The sequence below is a fragment of the Hahella sp. CCB-MM4 genome, assembly GCF_002260525.1.
GTDB lineage: Bacteria > Pseudomonadota > Gammaproteobacteria > Pseudomonadales > Oleiphilaceae > Hahella.
The window spans coordinates 56,112-72,168 of record NZ_MRYI01000024.1 but is presented as its reverse complement, the minus strand read 5'-3'; the positions used below and the strand labels follow the sequence as shown (position 1 = coordinate 72,168).

Genomic DNA, 16,057 nt, shown 5'->3' with positions numbered 1-16,057 from the left:
CCGACGGGTTTTACGCTTCTTATTCTGGTATTCGGCTTCGGAGAAGGTCATCTGTTCCATGGAAAGTATTCCTGATGAGTTAGCTTGGCCGTATTATGACTGATTTGGGGAGTTATTCAGAGTCTCCCTAGCTTCAATGTCGTTCTTACGATGTGACTTCGGGATATTTACTCCGAATGGTGAATTCTCGTCTGAAAATGCTTTCTTTGGCGACTTCACGCCTCGCACTTTCATCTCCTTAAGCACTCCTATTTTCTCAAGCTCTTTGTTTGCCTTTACCGCAGATATTTTATAGTTGCCATCCTTAAGAGCATTTGTCAGCGTCATGACATAACCCTCTAATTCGTCGGCATCTTCAAAAGAAGTAGTTTCATCGTGCACCTCATGAACGACCAATAATACAGGAGGTACTCCAAATAAGTGTACGAAAGCGGCATCGACAAATTTATAAATATCACTCCCCATATAACGCTCGACAAACGCTGCTTGCTCTTTTTCCAACAGCTTCCTATTCAGGTTTACTTGAAGATCAACTCCGCCATCGCTCACTATCTTTAAACCATTCCCAGCTCCCACGTACCCGATATCACCGATATCACTGATTTCGACATCTTGCACCAAAAGGTCCAATATTAGGCGCTTTATGTACAACTCTTTATCTGTTTCGTTGCCCCAGGAATTCGCTATTCGAATATACCCACACTGCTCCATTCCATTTCCATAGATGGCCGTTACGATATTTTCGAGAGAGCCGGGTGTGTAGTTGCCATCACCTCCATCACTCCAAGAGTACATATCGAGGTCGTTAATCTGAAGCCCGCCGAAATCAAGCCAGTGTTTTAGGAGCTTTACCTGTTGCTGTGATGAAAGACATTTCCCCATATACTCTTTGGAGCTTGACGGTAAAAGTGCATAGATATGATAAGAGTACTTATAGTCATCACTCAGCTCAGGTAAAGGTTCCCATACTTCTGGCCAGGATAGTTTAAGTAGGTCGGACTCTTTGTCGTCAACAATAACACCTAATCGTTTACCCACCTGCCAGTTGCAATAAGAGACATTTGCAGGCGCGACGATTTTATCTATGAGTCCCTTTATTTGATCGGCGATCTTCATCGAATCACCATCAAAATCAAGGAATACGTATATCCCATCTTCATCACTGGTCCATGAACACATCACACAAAGCTCACTTAACTCACTCGGTATGATGCTAAATTCTTCACCGTCAATTTCGATTCCTTCAACATCTCCTGTATACAGCTGTACAGCTTTAAGGAAAAACGCTTCCGCATCTTGCTTGGTTTGAAAGAAATAAGTCAGTCTCATTGATTATCCTGAATTTATTGAATTAGATAGAAGCTACTACTTATGACCCAGCTTTGGGCCAACTTTCTTATTGCAAAATTCATGTGTAAACCGCGTAGGAGTGATCAATGCTAAGATGCGGATTTCCGGCTGGTTCTTATGTGTATGTTAAAGAGACTCACCAGGTTCATTTAAAAAGAAATTAGATACCTTTAATACTACCCTATAGCTCTCGCTAAATTTACAACACTCAACGTTGGGATTTAGCCTTTTGCATCGTTTGGTTGGATCTTTCTAAGTCCTCGTTGCTGACGGCCAAAACAAAATTGCCCGGCTTAGCCCTATCCCACCCTTCGTCCAAAGCTCTACGTATAAAATACTGAACATGCATTGGAGTAATCGTTGGATAATTACTACGATCTATTCCCTCGCCTACTAAATCAGAAAAATCCAGCCAGAAATCTCTGGTAACCAATCCCTTTAGAAAAAGCTTTCCTGCGTTATCTTTTTCATTCTGCACTGTAATATTTAAATCGAACGATGCATCCCCTCTCTTGGAAACGGAAATTGCGTACCGGTAGACCATCTCATCTACTATTATTCTACGAGACTTAGTCTTTGGTAGAGCCATATTGATCTGAACTCACTTTACAATATGTTTTTACTTTACTATGCACCTAAAAGTTAGACTTATTCGTTCGCCACAATTCGATGCCATAGGTATTGCATGTAACCAGTGATCTTGTACTTGCTTACTCATGTATAGCAGCGCACCGTTTTTTAAAATGTAGCCAAATTTAGTATCTTTATCCGTTTTACTTCGATACGAAATTTCTCTTTCCGCTCCTAGGGATATAATTACCACTCCAGTTTCTGGTAGTAGCTCCTCCGCAGAATCCGAGTGGTACCCCATTGTAGAATTACCATCGAGATAGTAGTTGATTAAGCAATTATTAGGCAGAAAGCCAATCTCTGATCTGATCTTTTTACGAATATCTTCTAGCTCCGGCACCATTTCTGACTCTGGATAGGTAATACCTGAATAATTATAGGAGACTCCAAAGCTAGCGGTCTTTCGAGACTTCATCCTTTCATCCCAATCAACAGTATTCTTGATATAGTCAAACAACGAATCCGCATCGTGAACGAAATTTTCTTTAATCAAAATATCTGGCTCTATCATGGTCTAGTCTTCGCAGTTCTTCTGGGTTCAGTTGTTATCGCAATACTTCGTGTAAACCGTGTAGGAAGCAGCTACGCTTAGATGTAGACTTCTACCCAGCCATCATGAATTCTTTCACACAGTTACCGTCAGAACAACGATATCAGAGGCCATCTAAATTACATCAACAATCGAATCGAACAACTTGGCTAATGCTAGATCAAACAGAAGTACATAACGCCCTGCTTTGCAGTTTGTCTGCAGCACCAACTTGTTAACTATTTTTTTCTTGCATACCAATGTTCATACCAATCATCGTCATCTGGCTCATTAGGAGAATATGGAACATAAAGATAGTACCCACCCTCGAATTCAAGTTGAAGGTCTTTTCCTTTAGTGAAGATTACAGAAACAAGAACCGTTTTATTTAAAGGGTTTAACTTATTACTCCAATTTTTAAACTCCTCATCTTCAGCAGGATAATCAAGTGACTCAGTTACTAATTCGGTTTCAGTCTGCAGTTCCCATGGTGCATCAATCCATATATATGAGGTTCCTCGTGGGTCAACTTCGCAGCCAAAACGCAATTTAATGCTATTACATGCGAGCGTTCGCTCGCATGTATGCCCGATCAACTCACTAATTAATTCTAAATCTTCTTTATGATTCATAATCTCGTAACGTTAGCCTCTTGCTAAGGCTTTTCTTCGTTAACAAGCATGTTCATGAATTTTTCAAACCGCCTTAATCTGGTTTCGGGTTTCTTTGCGCTCATCAATCCGTATGCAATAGTATAACGACTCGATTTATTGAGAGTTTCAAAAAACTCTTTCACATCTGGTTTGTTTTCCAGTGCAGCCAGGAAATCCGCAGGCACTTCCATTTCACTAACGACATAAGCTTCTCCCCAGCGTCCGTCCGCTTTTGCTGCCCGGATATGTACTAATCCAGACTCCATCATTCGCCCCTCGCTCATCAAACGTTCCGCATGTTCTGTGTTCCTTTTAGACCAATTGCTTCCTGTTTTTCTGGGAGTAATGCGCTGCAGGTAGGCCTGGTTATCGATTGATTTCTTAATACCGTCGATCCAACCCCAGCAGAGAGCTTCTATCACAACATCATTCCAAGTTACGCTCTGGATCCCAGTATTTATCTTGTATATCTTTACCCAAAGTTCACTTTCAGAGGCATGATTCATCTTGAGCCACTGGCCGAGATCTTTCGGTTCTTTAAATGTCATTACTCTCATTGGATCTGGCTCAGGCATCAGATTAGATTCTCTTCGGCATAACATTAGAATATCGCGTACGCACGCTTTTCAATTTCAAGGCTTCGAAGATACCTTCTCCATTCCACTGATTCCAGTGTAAAAATCCCGGGAATTCGAATCACTACATTCACAAAAACGTACGTACACATATACACATTAATTACTTCAAGAGTCACACGGAATAGATTGGACTATGCTAAATCGCGAAGAAGTACATAACGCCCTGGAACGAGTCGCAAATAGTGGATTGGTAGATACGCCTGTGGATGACTTGGTGATGGTTGCTCTTGCAGTTTGGCACGAGGGTTTCGTACCAGATGAAGTCTGGGCGAAGAGGCTGGACAGCATGAGCCAGCTTGTTGTGGGCTACGTGGTTAAGTTTCTATCTCGTTTTAATGTCCTTTGTGCCGAAGAGTATGAAAAGCTACAGCAGTTTTCCGCCAAACTAAAACCATCAACACCACCACAAGTTAAGCCCGATGAATATCGAGATGATCTGGCAACAGCCTGGGGTCTTGAGCACGACCTGACGCCCTACTTTAAACATATCTCCCATTATCAGACCCGCCATTATGTGCACGAATCTAACTACAAGCGCCCTTCCCCCAATTTTGTTTTGTAGGGACGAATCTGCCTTAGACAGAAGCGGCAATGACTGTCTTTTGAAAAAGGACGCGATGATAAGTCGATGCCCCCGTCACAACCGCTTAAACCAAGTTAACTGTTACAACTTAGTTCCAAAATGTTCACTAACTGAGCCAGAATTTTCTATCATAGAACGGTACTAAAACGGGGATAAGGTCACTAAAACCGAGTCGCTATTTATTCTCTAGAGTAAGAACGCCAACACGCATGAAATCCTTCTGCTACACTTTCGTGTTAAGCGGTCCTTGAGAGGTGATCAACTCAGCGGGGGTACCGATAAACATGGGGGTCTAAATGTCTTCTGAAATCAAATACCGTATCGAAGGCAGTTACTACGAAGCATGTAATTGTGACGCTATCTGTCCATGCCGTAGGCAAAATGATGTTCCAGGAGGTTTGTCGAGCTACGGGAACTGTGACTTCATCCTGTCGTGGGCGATTAACAAAGGCCAGTCTGGCGACACCGATCTCTCTGGCTTGGCTGTCTGCATGGCCGGTTCGTATCACGATGATGTAGAAGGAAGCCCTTGGAGTGTATTTATCTATATCGACGAGCGAGCAGATGACTCCCAGATGCAGGCTCTGAGCGATATTTTCCAGGGTAAAGCACAAGGTAATATTCTGTTTACCAGCAACATATCCAAGGTATTGGGTGTCAACAAGGCGCGTATTGAGCTTGATCACTCAGAAGGAACAGAGACCATAAAAATCGGAGATATCGCCGAGGTGCATGTTGATAGCGTTGTAGATTTCGACGGCACCGTATCCTGCGGTATTCCGGGTCACGAACATCCGGGCAGAGAATCGGTTTCTAGCCTGTCGCTATCGGATGCCCCTTTCCAATGGGCCTATCAAGAACGCTGTGGCTTTTCTACCGTGTTCGCCTACTGGTCTTGAATATTCTCAGTTCCGTTTCACTACACCAGCGGAGTGCAGTTGCACTGCTCCTGATCTTACTGGCTTCCTGGGGGTTTTTGCTATGGTCGCACGCCAACATGGATCAACCTTGGGTCCGGCTCATGATGCCAATGCAGTCGGTTTGGACATTCGAAGAAGCATTTTTCGTCTGGCTCATGTGGGCCGTTATGATGGGAGCAATGATGCTTCCCTCAGCCATACCGATGATCCTGGTCCACAACAAAATTTCCGCCAGGAATGGAACCGAGCAAGATAATCTTTACTTTATCGCTGCTTATCTTCTGGTGTGGAGTCTGTTTAGTTTCGCCGCAGCAAGCTTGCAATGGTGGCTGCAATGGTTGGGACAAATCTCCCATATGCTGGTTATGACAAATGATTCAGCTATTGCGATCATTCTGATACTGGTCGGCGTAACTCAGTGGACGAGCCTCAAGGATCGGTGTTTGGGAAGATGCAGAGCGCCAATTGGTTTTTTGACGACTGAGTGGCGTTCCGGTTCAGGTGGGGCATTCGTCATGGGAATGCATCATGGTGTCATCTGTGTGGGCTGTTGCTGGGCACTAATGGTGCTTTTATTCGTTTTTGGCGTGATGAACCTTGTCGGGATAGGCCTATTAACCCTTTTTGTCGCGGCGGAAAAGCTAATCCCACAAGGTCCGGTTTTGGCTAAGTTAGGAGGGGTCGGGCTCATTCTATGGGGTTTAGCATTTCTGGTAGCTCAAACCTAACCCTCTACTCCGATGACGAGGAATGTACGCTTTGTGCCATCACCATCTTCACAACATGGCCACAGCTGAAGCCCCCCTAGGACATTGCTCGAATGGCAGCTTTGGGTCGATAGCGGACAATCCTGGCTTAGATATGGTCGTACAAGTGCTGTCAGATAAAGTCTGAATTAGTACACATTATCAAACCCGCCATTATTTGCACGAATCTGACTACAAGCGCCCTTCCCCAAATTTTTTTTGTAGGGACGAATTCGTCCTCAGACAGAAGCCACAATTGACGGATATTTGAAAAAAGGACACGATGATAAATCGATGTCCTTTTTATATTTTGTCCGCCGATTTCAATTGTTTTGCACTTTACGACAAAACTCCGTGTCCTATTGGAGTCTTATGGGCAGGCTCACTGCCTTTGATATCTAAATAGACTTGCTTATATTCACGCTGACACCAGTTGATGATGGCATCCTGGTATGCCGCTCCAGCATCTTCAGATGAAAAGTGGGACGCATTCTCGAAGACAACGACTTTGCTTAACGGAATCCGTTTGGATAGATAGTCTGCATTGTCCACAAGTACGAACGGATCGAGCTTGCCCCAGGTAATTAGTGTCGGAATGCGAATTTCTTTCAATCGTTCTTCGATCCAGGGAAGATCTTTTGAATAGGTGCCAAAGAATGAAATGGCACATCTGTGGGATTGTTCATCGAAAGCAATGTCATAGTATTCTTTGATGGCTCTTTTGGTAGGCCGATAGTGGTGGTAGCCTTCTTTCACTGCCGTTTTGAAGTTCGTTTCCATGACGGACTTTTTGTTTAGCCCTTTTGCCAACCACCGGACAACACGAAGTTTGATGACAGCGTTTAGAATGGGCGACATTTTGGGCGGATAGCTACCCGGCCCGTCAAAGATGTTAATGCTCTCCAGGCGGTTTGGATAATTGATTGCGGTCGCAAGTGCAATCGGCGCTCCAACATCCGGTCCTACAAGATGGGCTTTTGAAATGCCAAAATGATTAAAGACCTGGATGACTACCTGGCTTAATTTTCTGGGCGACATGTCGCTTTCATCGGCTTTGGTCAAACCAAACCCAGGGATGTCGAATGCCAGCAGGTTGAAATTTTGACAAAGTACACTCCACGCGCTTTCCCACATTCTGATGCTTTGAGGCAACCCATTCAGCAAAACCAATGTTGGGGCGTTCGCTTTCTCGTGACGTACATATCTTATGTCGAACTTTCCAACCTTTACGTACTGGGGAGAGAACTGATCAATGTCCGATTCAACTTTGTTTGAGGCATATTCTTTCAGAGCCATATTGAGCAGGGAGTGAGTCATTGGGGCACCTTTAATTTAGCATTTATAGTTAAGGTTACTAATATATACTAAGATACATCATTGAATGTTACCCCACAATTAGGCAGAATATTCTGCCTTAGTTACCTTTTGATAACCTGCAACAGCGAGGAAATATGGCGACCAATAAAGAAACGGGTAAAAAGATCTACATACAAAGCGAAGACTGCCCAATTCGAAATGTCGTTGCACAGATAGGCGATAAGTGGTCGATACTGATCATTTTCTGCCTGGTGGATGGGCCTGACCGGTTCAATTCCCTGAAATCAAGAATCGAGGGAATTTCCCAGCGGATGCTAACGCAAACATTACGGGAGTTAGAGCGGGACGGGTTTGTGGAACGTACTGTTTACCCGCAGGTTCCGGTTAAAGTGGAATATGAATTAACCGAGCTTGGGAAGGGTTTAGCCAAGTCTGTTTGGGGGCTCGTATCATGGGCGAATGATCACCATGACGAGATTAGAGCAGCACGCCACAATTACGATCAAAATGTATAGATGCCCTGTTAGCCCCCTTGCGAACCTTCCCTATGACTCTATAGGGTGCTTTTCAAATTGCTTTGCGGTATCTCCAATCTTGAGCCAGCTTGGCTTTTCTGACACAAATTCGTGAAACTGGTTTTCGATTTCAATATCACTGTCTATGCAGTTAGCCACGACGGGAAACGAAGTGCCTTCCGACAAGACCTCGCCTAACGCGGACCCACATTTTGAACAGAAACACCGGTCATAACTATAGGGAGGCTCTGCTTTAAAGGTAGAGATTTGATCGCGGCCCGAAGTAATTCGGAAAGTTTCGGACTTTACAAACACTAGGGTGCTTGCGCCCACTTTACGGCATCGACTGCAGTGGCATGTACCCATCATGCTTGGCATTTCGGTTATTTCGAACTGAACAGTTCCGCAGCAGCAACTTCCCTTGATCATAGCAACTCCTTTGAAAAGGTTGTGAAAATTACTTCGGCAGATTACCGCAATACTGTACTTATGTACAGTTATAAATCTTTTCGATCCATAAAGCCACGACTCCCAAACAATCCATCCAAATTACCCCCCTTCCCCGAACCCGCTCAGTAGAAACAGGCTTGCCTCGAACACAAATCAGGTGTAATAAGATTGCTTTTGCTGCGCACCAGTATGCGCAGATATTAAGGAGTTAGCTGCCCACAGAGACAGCCATACACGGAGAATGGACTTGAATTTAACGACAATAAAAGCCCTCGAAGCTTTTCCGGATCAGTTGGAGCAATTCTTTAACGCATTTCCAATGAGCACATGGAATTGGTCACCTGACTCCTGGGAAGGTATTCCAAGTGAATCACTTAATGCTATTGAACAGATCTGCCATATTCGGGACGTGGAAATCGATGGCTACCATATCCGATTTCGGCGCATGCTGAATGAGTCACAACCAACGTTGGATTCTCTTGACGGGTATGGCTTGGTTCAACTGAAGAACTACGCCCAGGCGAACCCAAAACTAGTATTTGAAGAGATTCGTTCTGCGCGCCAGCAAACCTTACAACTTATTCAAACCCTGACAGAGACACAGCTTAAAAGAGTGGGATATTTTGAGGGATATGGAAAGCTCACAGTCGCTGGGTTAGTTCATTATCTCTGTAGTCACGATCAACAGCATTTGTCGGGGTTACAGTGGTTATTAGGAAAGATTGCCTCACGAGGCTAACGTTGTGAGACAGAGGCTTCGCCTAGAGGGACACGGACCTCCAAATTATTTTTTAGCATTTAAACCCTACGAGCTATCGGCATACAATACTTGGCATGAGTCGTCCTTTTCACTTTAAATCTTTTTCGATCCAGCATGAACGTTGCGCGATGAAGGTCAGCACCGATGGCATCCTCCTTGGGGCCTGGGCATCTGCGCCTATGGCGGGAGCCATCTTGGACATTGGCACTGGGACGGGTCTCATAGCATTGATGACGGCTCAGCGCACCCAGGGTCAATTGCCCATTACAGCCCTTGAACTGGATGCGGAAGCTGCGGCACAGGCCGTGGAAAATGTCGCCGCCAGTCCGTGGCCCGATTCAGTAACGGTGATCCGGGGGGATATCCGCACCTGGCGGGAAAAGAAGGGATTCCAGCAAATACTGAGTAATCCACCCTACTTTTCCAATAGCCTCAAAGCCTCTGGCACGGCGCGTAACCTTGCTCGCCACAACGACACCCTGAGTTTTGCCGAACTGATGCAGGCTGTGGATGACCTCGCAGCTCCAAGTGCTGGGTTTTATTGCATACTGCCTGTTGCAAGTGCTGAGCAATTATTGGTCGAGGGAGAAAAAATCGGCTGGCTTCCCGCCAAGCGGTGTGATGTCCGGACCGGCCCGGAAAAAGACATCATCAGAGCGTTGTTATGCCTGGAAAAACGAGTCCAAAGCTGCGTCCATAGTACATTGACGATTCATTCCTCTACCGGGGAGTATTCGCCTGAATTCGTCTCCCTGACCAAAGCCTTCTATTTGAAGATGCCGGACTAGATGTTCTGCGGGCCTAATTTTCATTTCGACTGGCGTCATCGCGATCGTGTTCGTAACGCTTCATCCCTGGGAACAAAGGCAACCAGGACTCTCGGCGCACAGTCCAAAGTTCGTATGTTGGCGTCAATTGATCAGGACTATCCAGAGACCCCAGGTTGATTTCAATCTCGTCGCCTGTTCGGGAAAAAACAGACGAGCCACAGCGGGGGCAGAAAAATCTTCCAGCGTAGTCCTGGGTTTCTCCCGTAATGCTCACGGCTTCCTGAGGGAAAATGGCTGAAGCGTGAAAAAGGGCTCCATGATGTTTGCGACAATCAAGGCAGTGGCAAAGTCCAACCCGATAAGGAGCCCCTGAGGCTACAATACGTACGTTGCCACAAAGGCAACCTCCGGTATATTTTTCCATGTTGCCCATCCTTCAAACCTATGGTTAAGGCATTTTATAGCAGCTCAGGTCAGATCAGATCTTCAAACGCCTCATCCAGTGGAAACTCTTCATTGATCTCTTCCAGTGCGGCCATCGCCTCTTCAGGATAATCTTTGACGATTTCATCCATCTCCGTACCATTGAGATATAACGCTGCGCCGAGCAAAAAGTTATCGGCACAGTCTGAGTAGCCGACGGCTGATTTAATGACTTCTACAAGCTTTTCAATGTCCTCTGCCGAGAGTTTCTTTACATCTGAGATCTTTCTGACAACCGTGCCCAGCAATGTACAGAGGATAATCGCGTTGGAATCGTAATAAGAGCCTTCTGAATATTCCTTGAACCTTTTACTGACCACATCTTCCCGATCAAAGTACTTCAGAAGCATATCAAATGCCCGATGCAACTGCTGTTCACTCCAGTCATGCCATGGAGTGAGCTTGACCTTGGGCCCTTGCTTTGTGACACACAGGGAGACTGGTTGGTCTTTGTGAATGTCCTGCAGAGTATGTTGGAAGTCGTAATAAAAATGGGTCAGGCGTTGCTGAGTCTCCTTCAATTTATCCTGGGTCAGTCCAAAGGTCTCATAGATCTTCGGGTCATTCACCATTTCAGGATTGTCTGTATAGGTGGGATCACACTTAAGAGCCCCCTTAAGCTCCCGATCAGACAACAGAAATGATGCTCGGTTAGCCCCCCAATTAATTTCACCGTACCCCTGCAGCTGCTTCTGTATTGCCGCCATTGCCTGAGCAGAGGGTTTCTTGGTAAAAAGAATGTGGGCTTCAAAGTCATCCGACAAATTTCCCACACCGTGCCCCATAAATATAAATGGATAGTTTTCCATTGAACTGTTCCCCAAGGTGATCAAGCTTGATTCATCGATATCAAATGTTCTGATTGAGTTTAGGCTTATTTGGATCGTAAGTCTGAACGTCATATCAAGTAGTCATCCGCCGATGACACCTCCATAAGCGACAGAATATCCCTGAAACCTGCAAGCGCTTTTGGCCCTCATGACGGATCACAGCGATGGAAATAAGACTTTGTGTAATTGATCAATCTTTGGTAGTCTTCGCGCCCAGTCAATGCCCGCATGGCCTTGACCACCTCTTTTTTGTCACGCAATCCATACGTCGTTATTCGCAGGAAGAGTAGTTTGGAAGCGAACAGTCCTATTGCATCATTGTACAAAACCACCTCGACTGCTCCCTGGTTGCAGCAGCGGGCGACGGTTGCCTATGCAGCACTGTTTTGCCTTGTATTCAGCTTGGTCGGCTTGCTGGTACTGTTTGGACTATTCTTTGATGTTGCTGAATTTCTGCCCGCACCCGAGAGCAGCTTCGCTCTGGAACTTGGCGTAAGTACGTGCCTTGCGTGGCTGCTGGTATCGAACTTTATCGTATTCCGGCACTTCCTGTTATTACTCGCTTTTGTAAAGACTTTGCGTGCTGCCTTCCTCAGGCTGCTGCGCAATTTGCTGCCACCGACTCCTGCGTTGTGCTCCGCGCCACGTACGATCCACGGCAGTCGTGCACCTCCCCTCGCCGGCTGAATCTGCCGGTCTACTCCAGACCTCACGCATAGTTACCGCATCTGACCAGGTTTTGCCGGTATAAGGTTTTTTCGCCTTAAACTTCATTCCTGTTCGGACATGTGACTTCCGAGTTCTCTTGAAACTTTGATCACTGCGCGTCCTCTTTGCGTGTTTCATGCTGCCTGTTTTGTCCGATAGGCAGTTGTCGTCAAACTTTGTGCTGAGAGGATATGTCCTCGTGTTAGTTCGTAGCCTGAAAAGCGCTGCACTGACGTCTGCTGTGTTCGCACTGGCAGGGTGTCAAGGCGGTGTACTCGACCCCAAGGGCCAAGTGGGTGTCGACGAGAAGTACCTGATCATTATCTCGACCCTGTTAATGTTACTGGTGGTGATTCCCGTCATCGTCATGACCCTCTACTTCGCGTGGAAATACCGCGAGGGAAGAAATGAAGTCTATGCGCCTAAATGGGCTCATTCCAGCAAGATCGAGACAATCGTCTGGTTGGTACCAATCACCATCATCCTGATACTGGGAGTCATTACCTGGCGCTCCACCCATGCGCTGGATCCCTACAAACCACTGGCAGAGAAGAGTGATGCTCTGACGGTCGAAGTCGTTTCACTCAACTGGAAATGGCTGTTCATCTATCCTGAACAGGGCATTGCATCGGTGAACGAATTGGTAATCCCGACCGATGTCCCGGTGCAGTTCAAGATCACCTCCGAATCCACGATGAACTCCTTTTTCATTCCGCAACTGGGCAGCCAGATATATTCCATGGCGGGCATGCAGACCAAGCTCCACCTGATTGCCAACGAGCCTGGAACCTATGAAGGTTTTTCAGCCAACTATAGCGGTGCCGGGTTTACCGGAATGAAGTTTGAGACCAGGGCAACTGACAACAAAGGTTTTGACCAATGGGTGGCGTCGATTAAGCAAGACAGCCCCATGCTTGATGATGTCCGTTATGGACAGCTGGCACAGCCGAGTGAAAACCATCCTGTGGAGTATTTCGGTTCTGTGAGCGACGGTCTTTTCCACCAGATCATCAATAAATACATGCAGAACTATAACGACTGGAATACGCACTCGCCTCATTCGTCCGGCGAATCTGAGCTTTCCGATATGTCTGATCATTCCGATATGCCTGAAATGTCCAATACAGAAGCAACCTCCAGTGAACACTCAGCTGCCCAACCTGCTGTCACAGATGTAGAGGGGGCTTAGGAGTTACTATGTCATTACTTGGTAAATTGACACTCGATGCAATTCCCTATCATGAACCCATTATCATGGTCACGCTGGCCATTGTGGGTATTGCTGGTGTCGCTGTTGCACTTGCCATCACCAAATTCAAAAAATGGGGCGTCCTCTGGCGCGACTGGATTACATCCGTCGATCATAAACGCTTGGGGGTGATGTACATTATTCTGGCCATGATCATGCTGATCCGAGGTTTCTCAGACGCCATCATGATGCGGACTCAGCTGGCAATGGCCACCAGCGGCGCTGAGGGTTATCTGCCTCCGGAACACTATGACCAGATCTTCACCGCCCATGGTGTGATCATGATCATGTTCATGGCCATGCCGTTTATGATCGGGTTGATGAACATCGCGCTGCCCCTACAAATCGGCGCACGGGACGTGGCCTTTCCATTTCTGAACAACCTGAGTTTCTGGTTGGCCGCAGGTGGCGCTATCCTGATCAACCTGTCATTGGGTCTGGGTGAATTTGCGAAGACCGGCTGGCTGGCTTATCCACCCCTTTCAGAGACTTCGTTCAGTCCCGGCGTCGGCGTGGACTATTACATATGGGCCTTGCAGATATCGGGGATAGGAACGCTGCTTACCGGGGTCAACTTCCTGGTTACTGTCTTTAAGATGCGTGCCCCGGGAATGAAGCTGATGCAGATGCCAATCTTCACTTGGACCTGCACCTGGGCCAATATTCTGATCGTTGCCTCTTTCCCCATTCTGACGGCTGTGTTGGGCCTGTTAACCCTGGATCGTTACCTCGACTTCCACTTCTTTACCAACGAAGCCGGCGGTAACGCCATGATGTATATCAACCTGTTCTGGGCCTGGGGACATCCAGAAGTTTATATTCTGATTCTTCCGGCATTTGGCATCTTCTCAGAAGTCATCTCGACCTTTACCGGCAAGCGATTGTTCGGCTACAACTCAATGGTATGGGCCAGCGGAGCAATATCCATTCTTGGCTTCATCGTCTGGTTGCACCACTTTTTCACCATGGGCGCCAGTGCCAACGTCAATGCCTTCTTCGGTGTCATGACCATGATCATTGCCGTGCCCACTGGAGTGAAGTTGTTTAACTGGCTGTTTACCATGTACCGGGGACGTCTGCGTCTGGCTGTCCCCGTGCTCTGGACCCTCGGCTTCATGGTAACGTTCACTATCGGTGGCATGACAGGCGTTCTGTTGGCAGTACCGGGAGCGGACTATGTGCTGCATAACAGCCTGTTTTTGATTGCTCACTTCCACAACACCATTATCGGCGGTGCCGTCTTCGGCTATCTGGCCGGATTCGCCTATTGGTTCCCCAAAGCCATGGGCTTCCATCTTAATGAGCGTCTTGGCAAAGCCGCGTTCTGGTGCTGGCAGATTGGCTTCTATGTTGCGTTCATGCCTCTATATGTCTTGGGCTTCCTGGGCATGACCCGCCGCCTCAATCATACCAATAACCCTGACTGGAATATCTGGCTGTATATTGCCTGCATCGGCGCTTTTATCATCATGATCGGCATCGTGTTGCAGTTCATTCAGCTGTATCTGGCTTTCCGTGACCGGGAACAAAACCGTGATCTTACTGGTGATCCCTGGAACGGACATACCTTGGAATGGTCTACAGCGTCTCCCCCTCAGTTCTACAACTTTGCCGAGTTGCCGGACGTGCATGATATCGATGCATTTACCGATATGAAGGAAAAGGGAATCGCCTACAGCAGGCCCCATCGCTACGAGCCGATTCACATGCCCAGGAATACCGCTGCCGGTGTGTTGATCGCCGCTGCGATCACTGCATTCGGCTTTGCTGCCGTTTGGCACATTGGGTGGTTGGCTTTGGCAGGGCTTGTAGGGTCTGTTGCTTTTCTGATCCAGCGCGCCTACGACAACGATGTGGACTACTACGTTCAGCCTGATGAAATTGCACAGGTTGAATCCCAGCACATAAACAAGGTTGAGGAGGCCACCGCATGAGTACCTTGACTAGAGCCGAGTTTTTGGCCGACGAAGCCCACCGCCAGGTGGAAGGCCAGGAGCACGAACATCACCATGATACCGGTGAGAACACCATTTTCGGCTTCTGGATCTACCTGATGACCGACTGCTTGTTGTTCGCTTCGGTTTTTGCCACCTACGCAGTGCTCTATATGAACACCGCAGGAGGTGTTTCCGGTAAAGATATTTTCGACCTGAAATACGTCGGAGTGGAAACCGCTGCACTGCTGTTCAGTAGTATCACTTATGGCTTTGCAATGATATCCGCCTATCGGCAAAATCGCCCGGCTACCATGTCCTGGTTGCTGGTGACCTTTGCCCTTGGAGCCATCTTCATCGGTATGGAAATCAACGAATTCCATCATTTGATTTTGGAAGGTAACGGTCCCAACCGCAGCGCCTTCCTGTCTTCATTCTTTGCCCTGGTGGGCATGCACGGTCTTCACGTAACCGCAGGTTTGATCTGGATGGTTGTCATGATGCTGGAGGTCCTGAAACGAGGCTTAGGGCAGCAAACGGTCACTCGTCTGAATTGCCTGAGCCTGTTCTGGCACTTCCTGGATATTGTCTGGGTCTGTGTATTTACCGTTGTATATCTGATGGGGGTGGCCTCATGAATGCGCATTCCTCACCTTCTCCACATTCGTCTCATTCACATGAAGTGGATCATGGCAGTGTAAAATCCTATCTTGTGGGATTTGCTCTTTCTGTTGCTCTTACCATTATCCCCTTCTGGGCCGTCATGAGCGGGCATCTGGCAAAATCCACCACGATTCCGTTAATCGTGTTGATGGCGATCGTCCAGGTGGTGGTGCATCTCAAGTATTTTCTGCACCTTAACTTTTCGAAGTCAGGAAGGGCTAACACCTTTGCCTTTCTGTTCACTGCATTGATCATTGTTATGGTCGTGGGACTGTCAGTGTGGATTATCTACAGTGCCAACAACATGATGATGTCCATGTGAGCTTGAT

At 47.0% G+C, this 16,057-nt stretch carries 20 protein-coding genes; 11 read left to right on the top strand and 9 right to left on the bottom strand.

Annotated features, from left to right (window positions below):
- Positions 1–93 precede the first annotated feature (93 nt).
- The 5 genes from BTA51_RS26780 to BTA51_RS26760 form a co-directional block, all read right to left on the bottom strand.
- Positions 94–1,329, bottom strand: a complete 1,236-nt coding sequence (locus BTA51_RS26780; protein WP_094712153.1) for a hypothetical protein — start codon at positions 1,327–1,329, stop codon at positions 94–96.
- A gap of 229 nt (positions 1,330–1,558) precedes the next feature.
- The gene (locus BTA51_RS26775) at positions 1,559–1,939 is read right to left on the bottom strand and encodes a hypothetical protein (protein ID WP_094712152.1); all 381 of its coding nucleotides are present in this window, start codon (positions 1,937–1,939) and stop codon (positions 1,559–1,561) included.
- Positions 1,940–1,969: 30 nt separating this feature from the next.
- Positions 1,970–2,491 carry an alpha-ketoglutarate-dependent dioxygenase AlkB gene (locus BTA51_RS26770; protein ID WP_094712151.1) on the bottom strand — a complete coding sequence of 174 codons (522 nt, stop codon included), beginning with the start codon at positions 2,489–2,491 and terminating at the stop codon, positions 1,970–1,972.
- A gap of 257 nt (positions 2,492–2,748) precedes the next feature.
- On the bottom strand, positions 2,749–3,141 hold the full coding sequence (locus BTA51_RS26765; protein WP_094712150.1) for a hypothetical protein: 393 nt from the start codon (positions 3,139–3,141) through the stop codon (positions 2,749–2,751).
- A 23-nt stretch (positions 3,142–3,164) separates the two neighbouring features.
- Complete coding sequence (locus BTA51_RS26760) at positions 3,165–3,737, bottom strand: YdeI family protein (protein ID WP_094712149.1); 573 nt, start codon at positions 3,735–3,737, stop codon at positions 3,165–3,167.
- 196 nt (positions 3,738–3,933) lie between these two features.
- On the opposite strand from BTA51_RS26760, the gene BTA51_RS26755 reads away from it, so the two are divergent.
- From BTA51_RS26755 to BTA51_RS26745, 3 genes are all read left to right on the top strand, one after another.
- The gene (locus tag BTA51_RS26755; RefSeq protein ID WP_094712148.1) at positions 3,934–4,362 is read left to right on the top strand and encodes a hypothetical protein; all 429 of its coding nucleotides are present in this window, start codon (positions 3,934–3,936) and stop codon (positions 4,360–4,362) included.
- A gap of 317 nt (positions 4,363–4,679) precedes the next feature.
- Entirely contained in the window at positions 4,680–5,282 is a 603-nt protein-coding gene (locus BTA51_RS26750; protein ID WP_094712147.1) for a DUF1326 domain-containing protein, read from the top strand.
- A 98-nt stretch (positions 5,283–5,380) separates the two neighbouring features.
- Positions 5,381–6,031: a DUF2182 domain-containing protein gene (locus tag BTA51_RS26745; RefSeq protein WP_168188310.1), complete on the top strand. Its 651-nt coding sequence runs from the start codon at positions 5,381–5,383 to the stop codon at positions 6,029–6,031.
- A 357-nt stretch (positions 6,032–6,388) separates the two neighbouring features.
- Here BTA51_RS26745 and BTA51_RS26740 read toward each other — a convergent pair whose 3' ends face one another.
- Positions 6,389–7,366 carry an alpha/beta fold hydrolase gene (locus BTA51_RS26740; RefSeq protein ID WP_094712145.1) on the bottom strand — a complete coding sequence of 326 codons (978 nt, stop codon included), beginning with the start codon at positions 7,364–7,366 and terminating at the stop codon, positions 6,389–6,391.
- 134 nt (positions 7,367–7,500) lie between these two features.
- Between BTA51_RS26740 and BTA51_RS26735 the strand changes: the two genes are divergently transcribed.
- Positions 7,501–7,881, top strand: a complete 381-nt coding sequence (locus tag BTA51_RS26735; protein ID WP_094712144.1) for a helix-turn-helix domain-containing protein — start codon at positions 7,501–7,503, stop codon at positions 7,879–7,881.
- Between the two features lie 30 nt (positions 7,882–7,911).
- On the opposite strand, the gene BTA51_RS26730 is transcribed toward BTA51_RS26735, so the two are convergent.
- Entirely contained in the window at positions 7,912–8,247 is a 336-nt protein-coding gene (locus BTA51_RS26730) for a GFA family protein (protein WP_246841209.1), read from the bottom strand.
- A 331-nt stretch (positions 8,248–8,578) separates the two neighbouring features.
- Here BTA51_RS26730 and BTA51_RS26725 point away from each other — a divergent pair, with 331 nt between their 5' ends.
- Complete coding sequence (locus BTA51_RS26725; protein ID WP_094712156.1) at positions 8,579–9,070, top strand: DinB family protein; 492 nt, start codon at positions 8,579–8,581, stop codon at positions 9,068–9,070.
- A gap of 95 nt (positions 9,071–9,165) precedes the next feature.
- Positions 9,166–9,879: a tRNA1(Val) (adenine(37)-N6)-methyltransferase gene (locus BTA51_RS26720; RefSeq protein ID WP_094712142.1), complete on the top strand. Its 714-nt coding sequence runs from the start codon at positions 9,166–9,168 to the stop codon at positions 9,877–9,879.
- Between the two features lie 13 nt (positions 9,880–9,892).
- Here BTA51_RS26720 and BTA51_RS26715 read toward each other — a convergent pair whose 3' ends face one another.
- Positions 9,893–10,285, bottom strand: a complete 393-nt coding sequence (locus BTA51_RS26715; protein WP_094712141.1) for a GFA family protein — start codon at positions 10,283–10,285, stop codon at positions 9,893–9,895.
- A 49-nt stretch (positions 10,286–10,334) separates the two neighbouring features.
- Positions 10,335–11,153 (bottom strand): hypothetical protein, encoded by an 819-nt coding sequence (locus BTA51_RS26710; RefSeq protein WP_141215688.1) that lies wholly within the window; start codon positions 11,151–11,153, stop codon positions 10,335–10,337.
- A 312-nt stretch (positions 11,154–11,465) separates the two neighbouring features.
- Here BTA51_RS26710 and BTA51_RS26705 point away from each other — a divergent pair, with 312 nt between their 5' ends.
- From BTA51_RS26705 to cyoD, 5 genes are all read left to right on the top strand, one after another.
- Complete coding sequence (locus BTA51_RS26705; RefSeq protein ID WP_094712139.1) at positions 11,466–11,861, top strand: hypothetical protein; 396 nt, start codon at positions 11,466–11,468, stop codon at positions 11,859–11,861.
- A gap of 220 nt (positions 11,862–12,081) precedes the next feature.
- Positions 12,082–13,071 (top strand): ubiquinol oxidase subunit II, encoded by a 990-nt coding sequence (gene cyoA / locus BTA51_RS26700; protein ID WP_246841208.1) that lies wholly within the window; start codon positions 12,082–12,084, stop codon positions 13,069–13,071.
- Between the two features lie 8 nt (positions 13,072–13,079).
- Positions 13,080–15,065, top strand: a complete 1,986-nt coding sequence (cyoB, locus tag BTA51_RS26695; RefSeq protein WP_094712137.1) for a cytochrome o ubiquinol oxidase subunit I — start codon at positions 13,080–13,082, stop codon at positions 15,063–15,065.
- Positions 15,062–15,703: a cytochrome o ubiquinol oxidase subunit III gene (cyoC, locus tag BTA51_RS26690; protein ID WP_094712136.1), complete on the top strand. Its 642-nt coding sequence runs from the start codon at positions 15,062–15,064 to the stop codon at positions 15,701–15,703. Before cyoB ends, cyoC begins: the two co-directional genes overlap by 4 nt.
- Positions 15,700–16,050: a cytochrome o ubiquinol oxidase subunit IV gene (gene cyoD, locus BTA51_RS26685; RefSeq protein WP_094712135.1), complete on the top strand. Its 351-nt coding sequence runs from the start codon at positions 15,700–15,702 to the stop codon at positions 16,048–16,050. Before cyoC ends, cyoD begins: the two co-directional genes overlap by 4 nt.
- Positions 16,051–16,057 lie beyond the last annotated feature (7 nt).

Coding starts and splice junctions, on each gene's coding strand:
- BTA51_RS26780 (WP_094712153.1), bottom strand. CDS start 1,329: ATGAGACTGACTTATTTCTTTCAAACCAAGCAAGATGCGGAAGCGTTT.
- BTA51_RS26775 (WP_094712152.1), bottom strand. CDS start 1,939: ATGGCTCTACCAAAGACTAAGTCTCGTAGAATAATAGTAGATGAGATG.
- BTA51_RS26770 (WP_094712151.1), bottom strand. CDS start 2,491: ATGATAGAGCCAGATATTTTGATTAAAGAAAATTTCGTTCACGATGCG.
- BTA51_RS26765 (WP_094712150.1), bottom strand. CDS start 3,141: ATGAATCATAAAGAAGATTTAGAATTAATTAGTGAGTTGATCGGGCAT.
- BTA51_RS26760 (WP_094712149.1), bottom strand. CDS start 3,737: ATGCCTGAGCCAGATCCAATGAGAGTAATGACATTTAAAGAACCGAAA.
- BTA51_RS26755 (WP_094712148.1), top strand. CDS start 3,934: ATGCTAAATCGCGAAGAAGTACATAACGCCCTGGAACGAGTCGCAAAT.
- BTA51_RS26750 (WP_094712147.1), top strand. CDS start 4,680: ATGTCTTCTGAAATCAAATACCGTATCGAAGGCAGTTACTACGAAGCA.
- BTA51_RS26745 (WP_168188310.1), top strand. CDS start 5,381: ATGGATCAACCTTGGGTCCGGCTCATGATGCCAATGCAGTCGGTTTGG.
- BTA51_RS26740 (WP_094712145.1), bottom strand. CDS start 7,366: ATGACTCACTCCCTGCTCAATATGGCTCTGAAAGAATATGCCTCAAAC.
- BTA51_RS26735 (WP_094712144.1), top strand. CDS start 7,501: ATGGCGACCAATAAAGAAACGGGTAAAAAGATCTACATACAAAGCGAA.
- BTA51_RS26730 (WP_246841209.1), bottom strand. CDS start 8,247: ATGGGTACATGCCACTGCAGTCGATGCCGTAAAGTGGGCGCAAGCACC.
- BTA51_RS26720 (WP_094712142.1), top strand. CDS start 9,166: ATGAGTCGTCCTTTTCACTTTAAATCTTTTTCGATCCAGCATGAACGT.
- BTA51_RS26715 (WP_094712141.1), bottom strand. CDS start 10,285: ATGGAAAAATATACCGGAGGTTGCCTTTGTGGCAACGTACGTATTGTA.
- BTA51_RS26710 (WP_141215688.1), bottom strand. CDS start 11,153: ATGGAAAACTATCCATTTATATTTATGGGGCACGGTGTGGGAAATTTG.
- cyoB (WP_094712137.1), top strand. CDS start 13,080: ATGTCATTACTTGGTAAATTGACACTCGATGCAATTCCCTATCATGAA.
- cyoC (WP_094712136.1), top strand. CDS start 15,062: ATGAGTACCTTGACTAGAGCCGAGTTTTTGGCCGACGAAGCCCACCGC.
- cyoD (WP_094712135.1), top strand. CDS start 15,700: ATGAATGCGCATTCCTCACCTTCTCCACATTCGTCTCATTCACATGAA.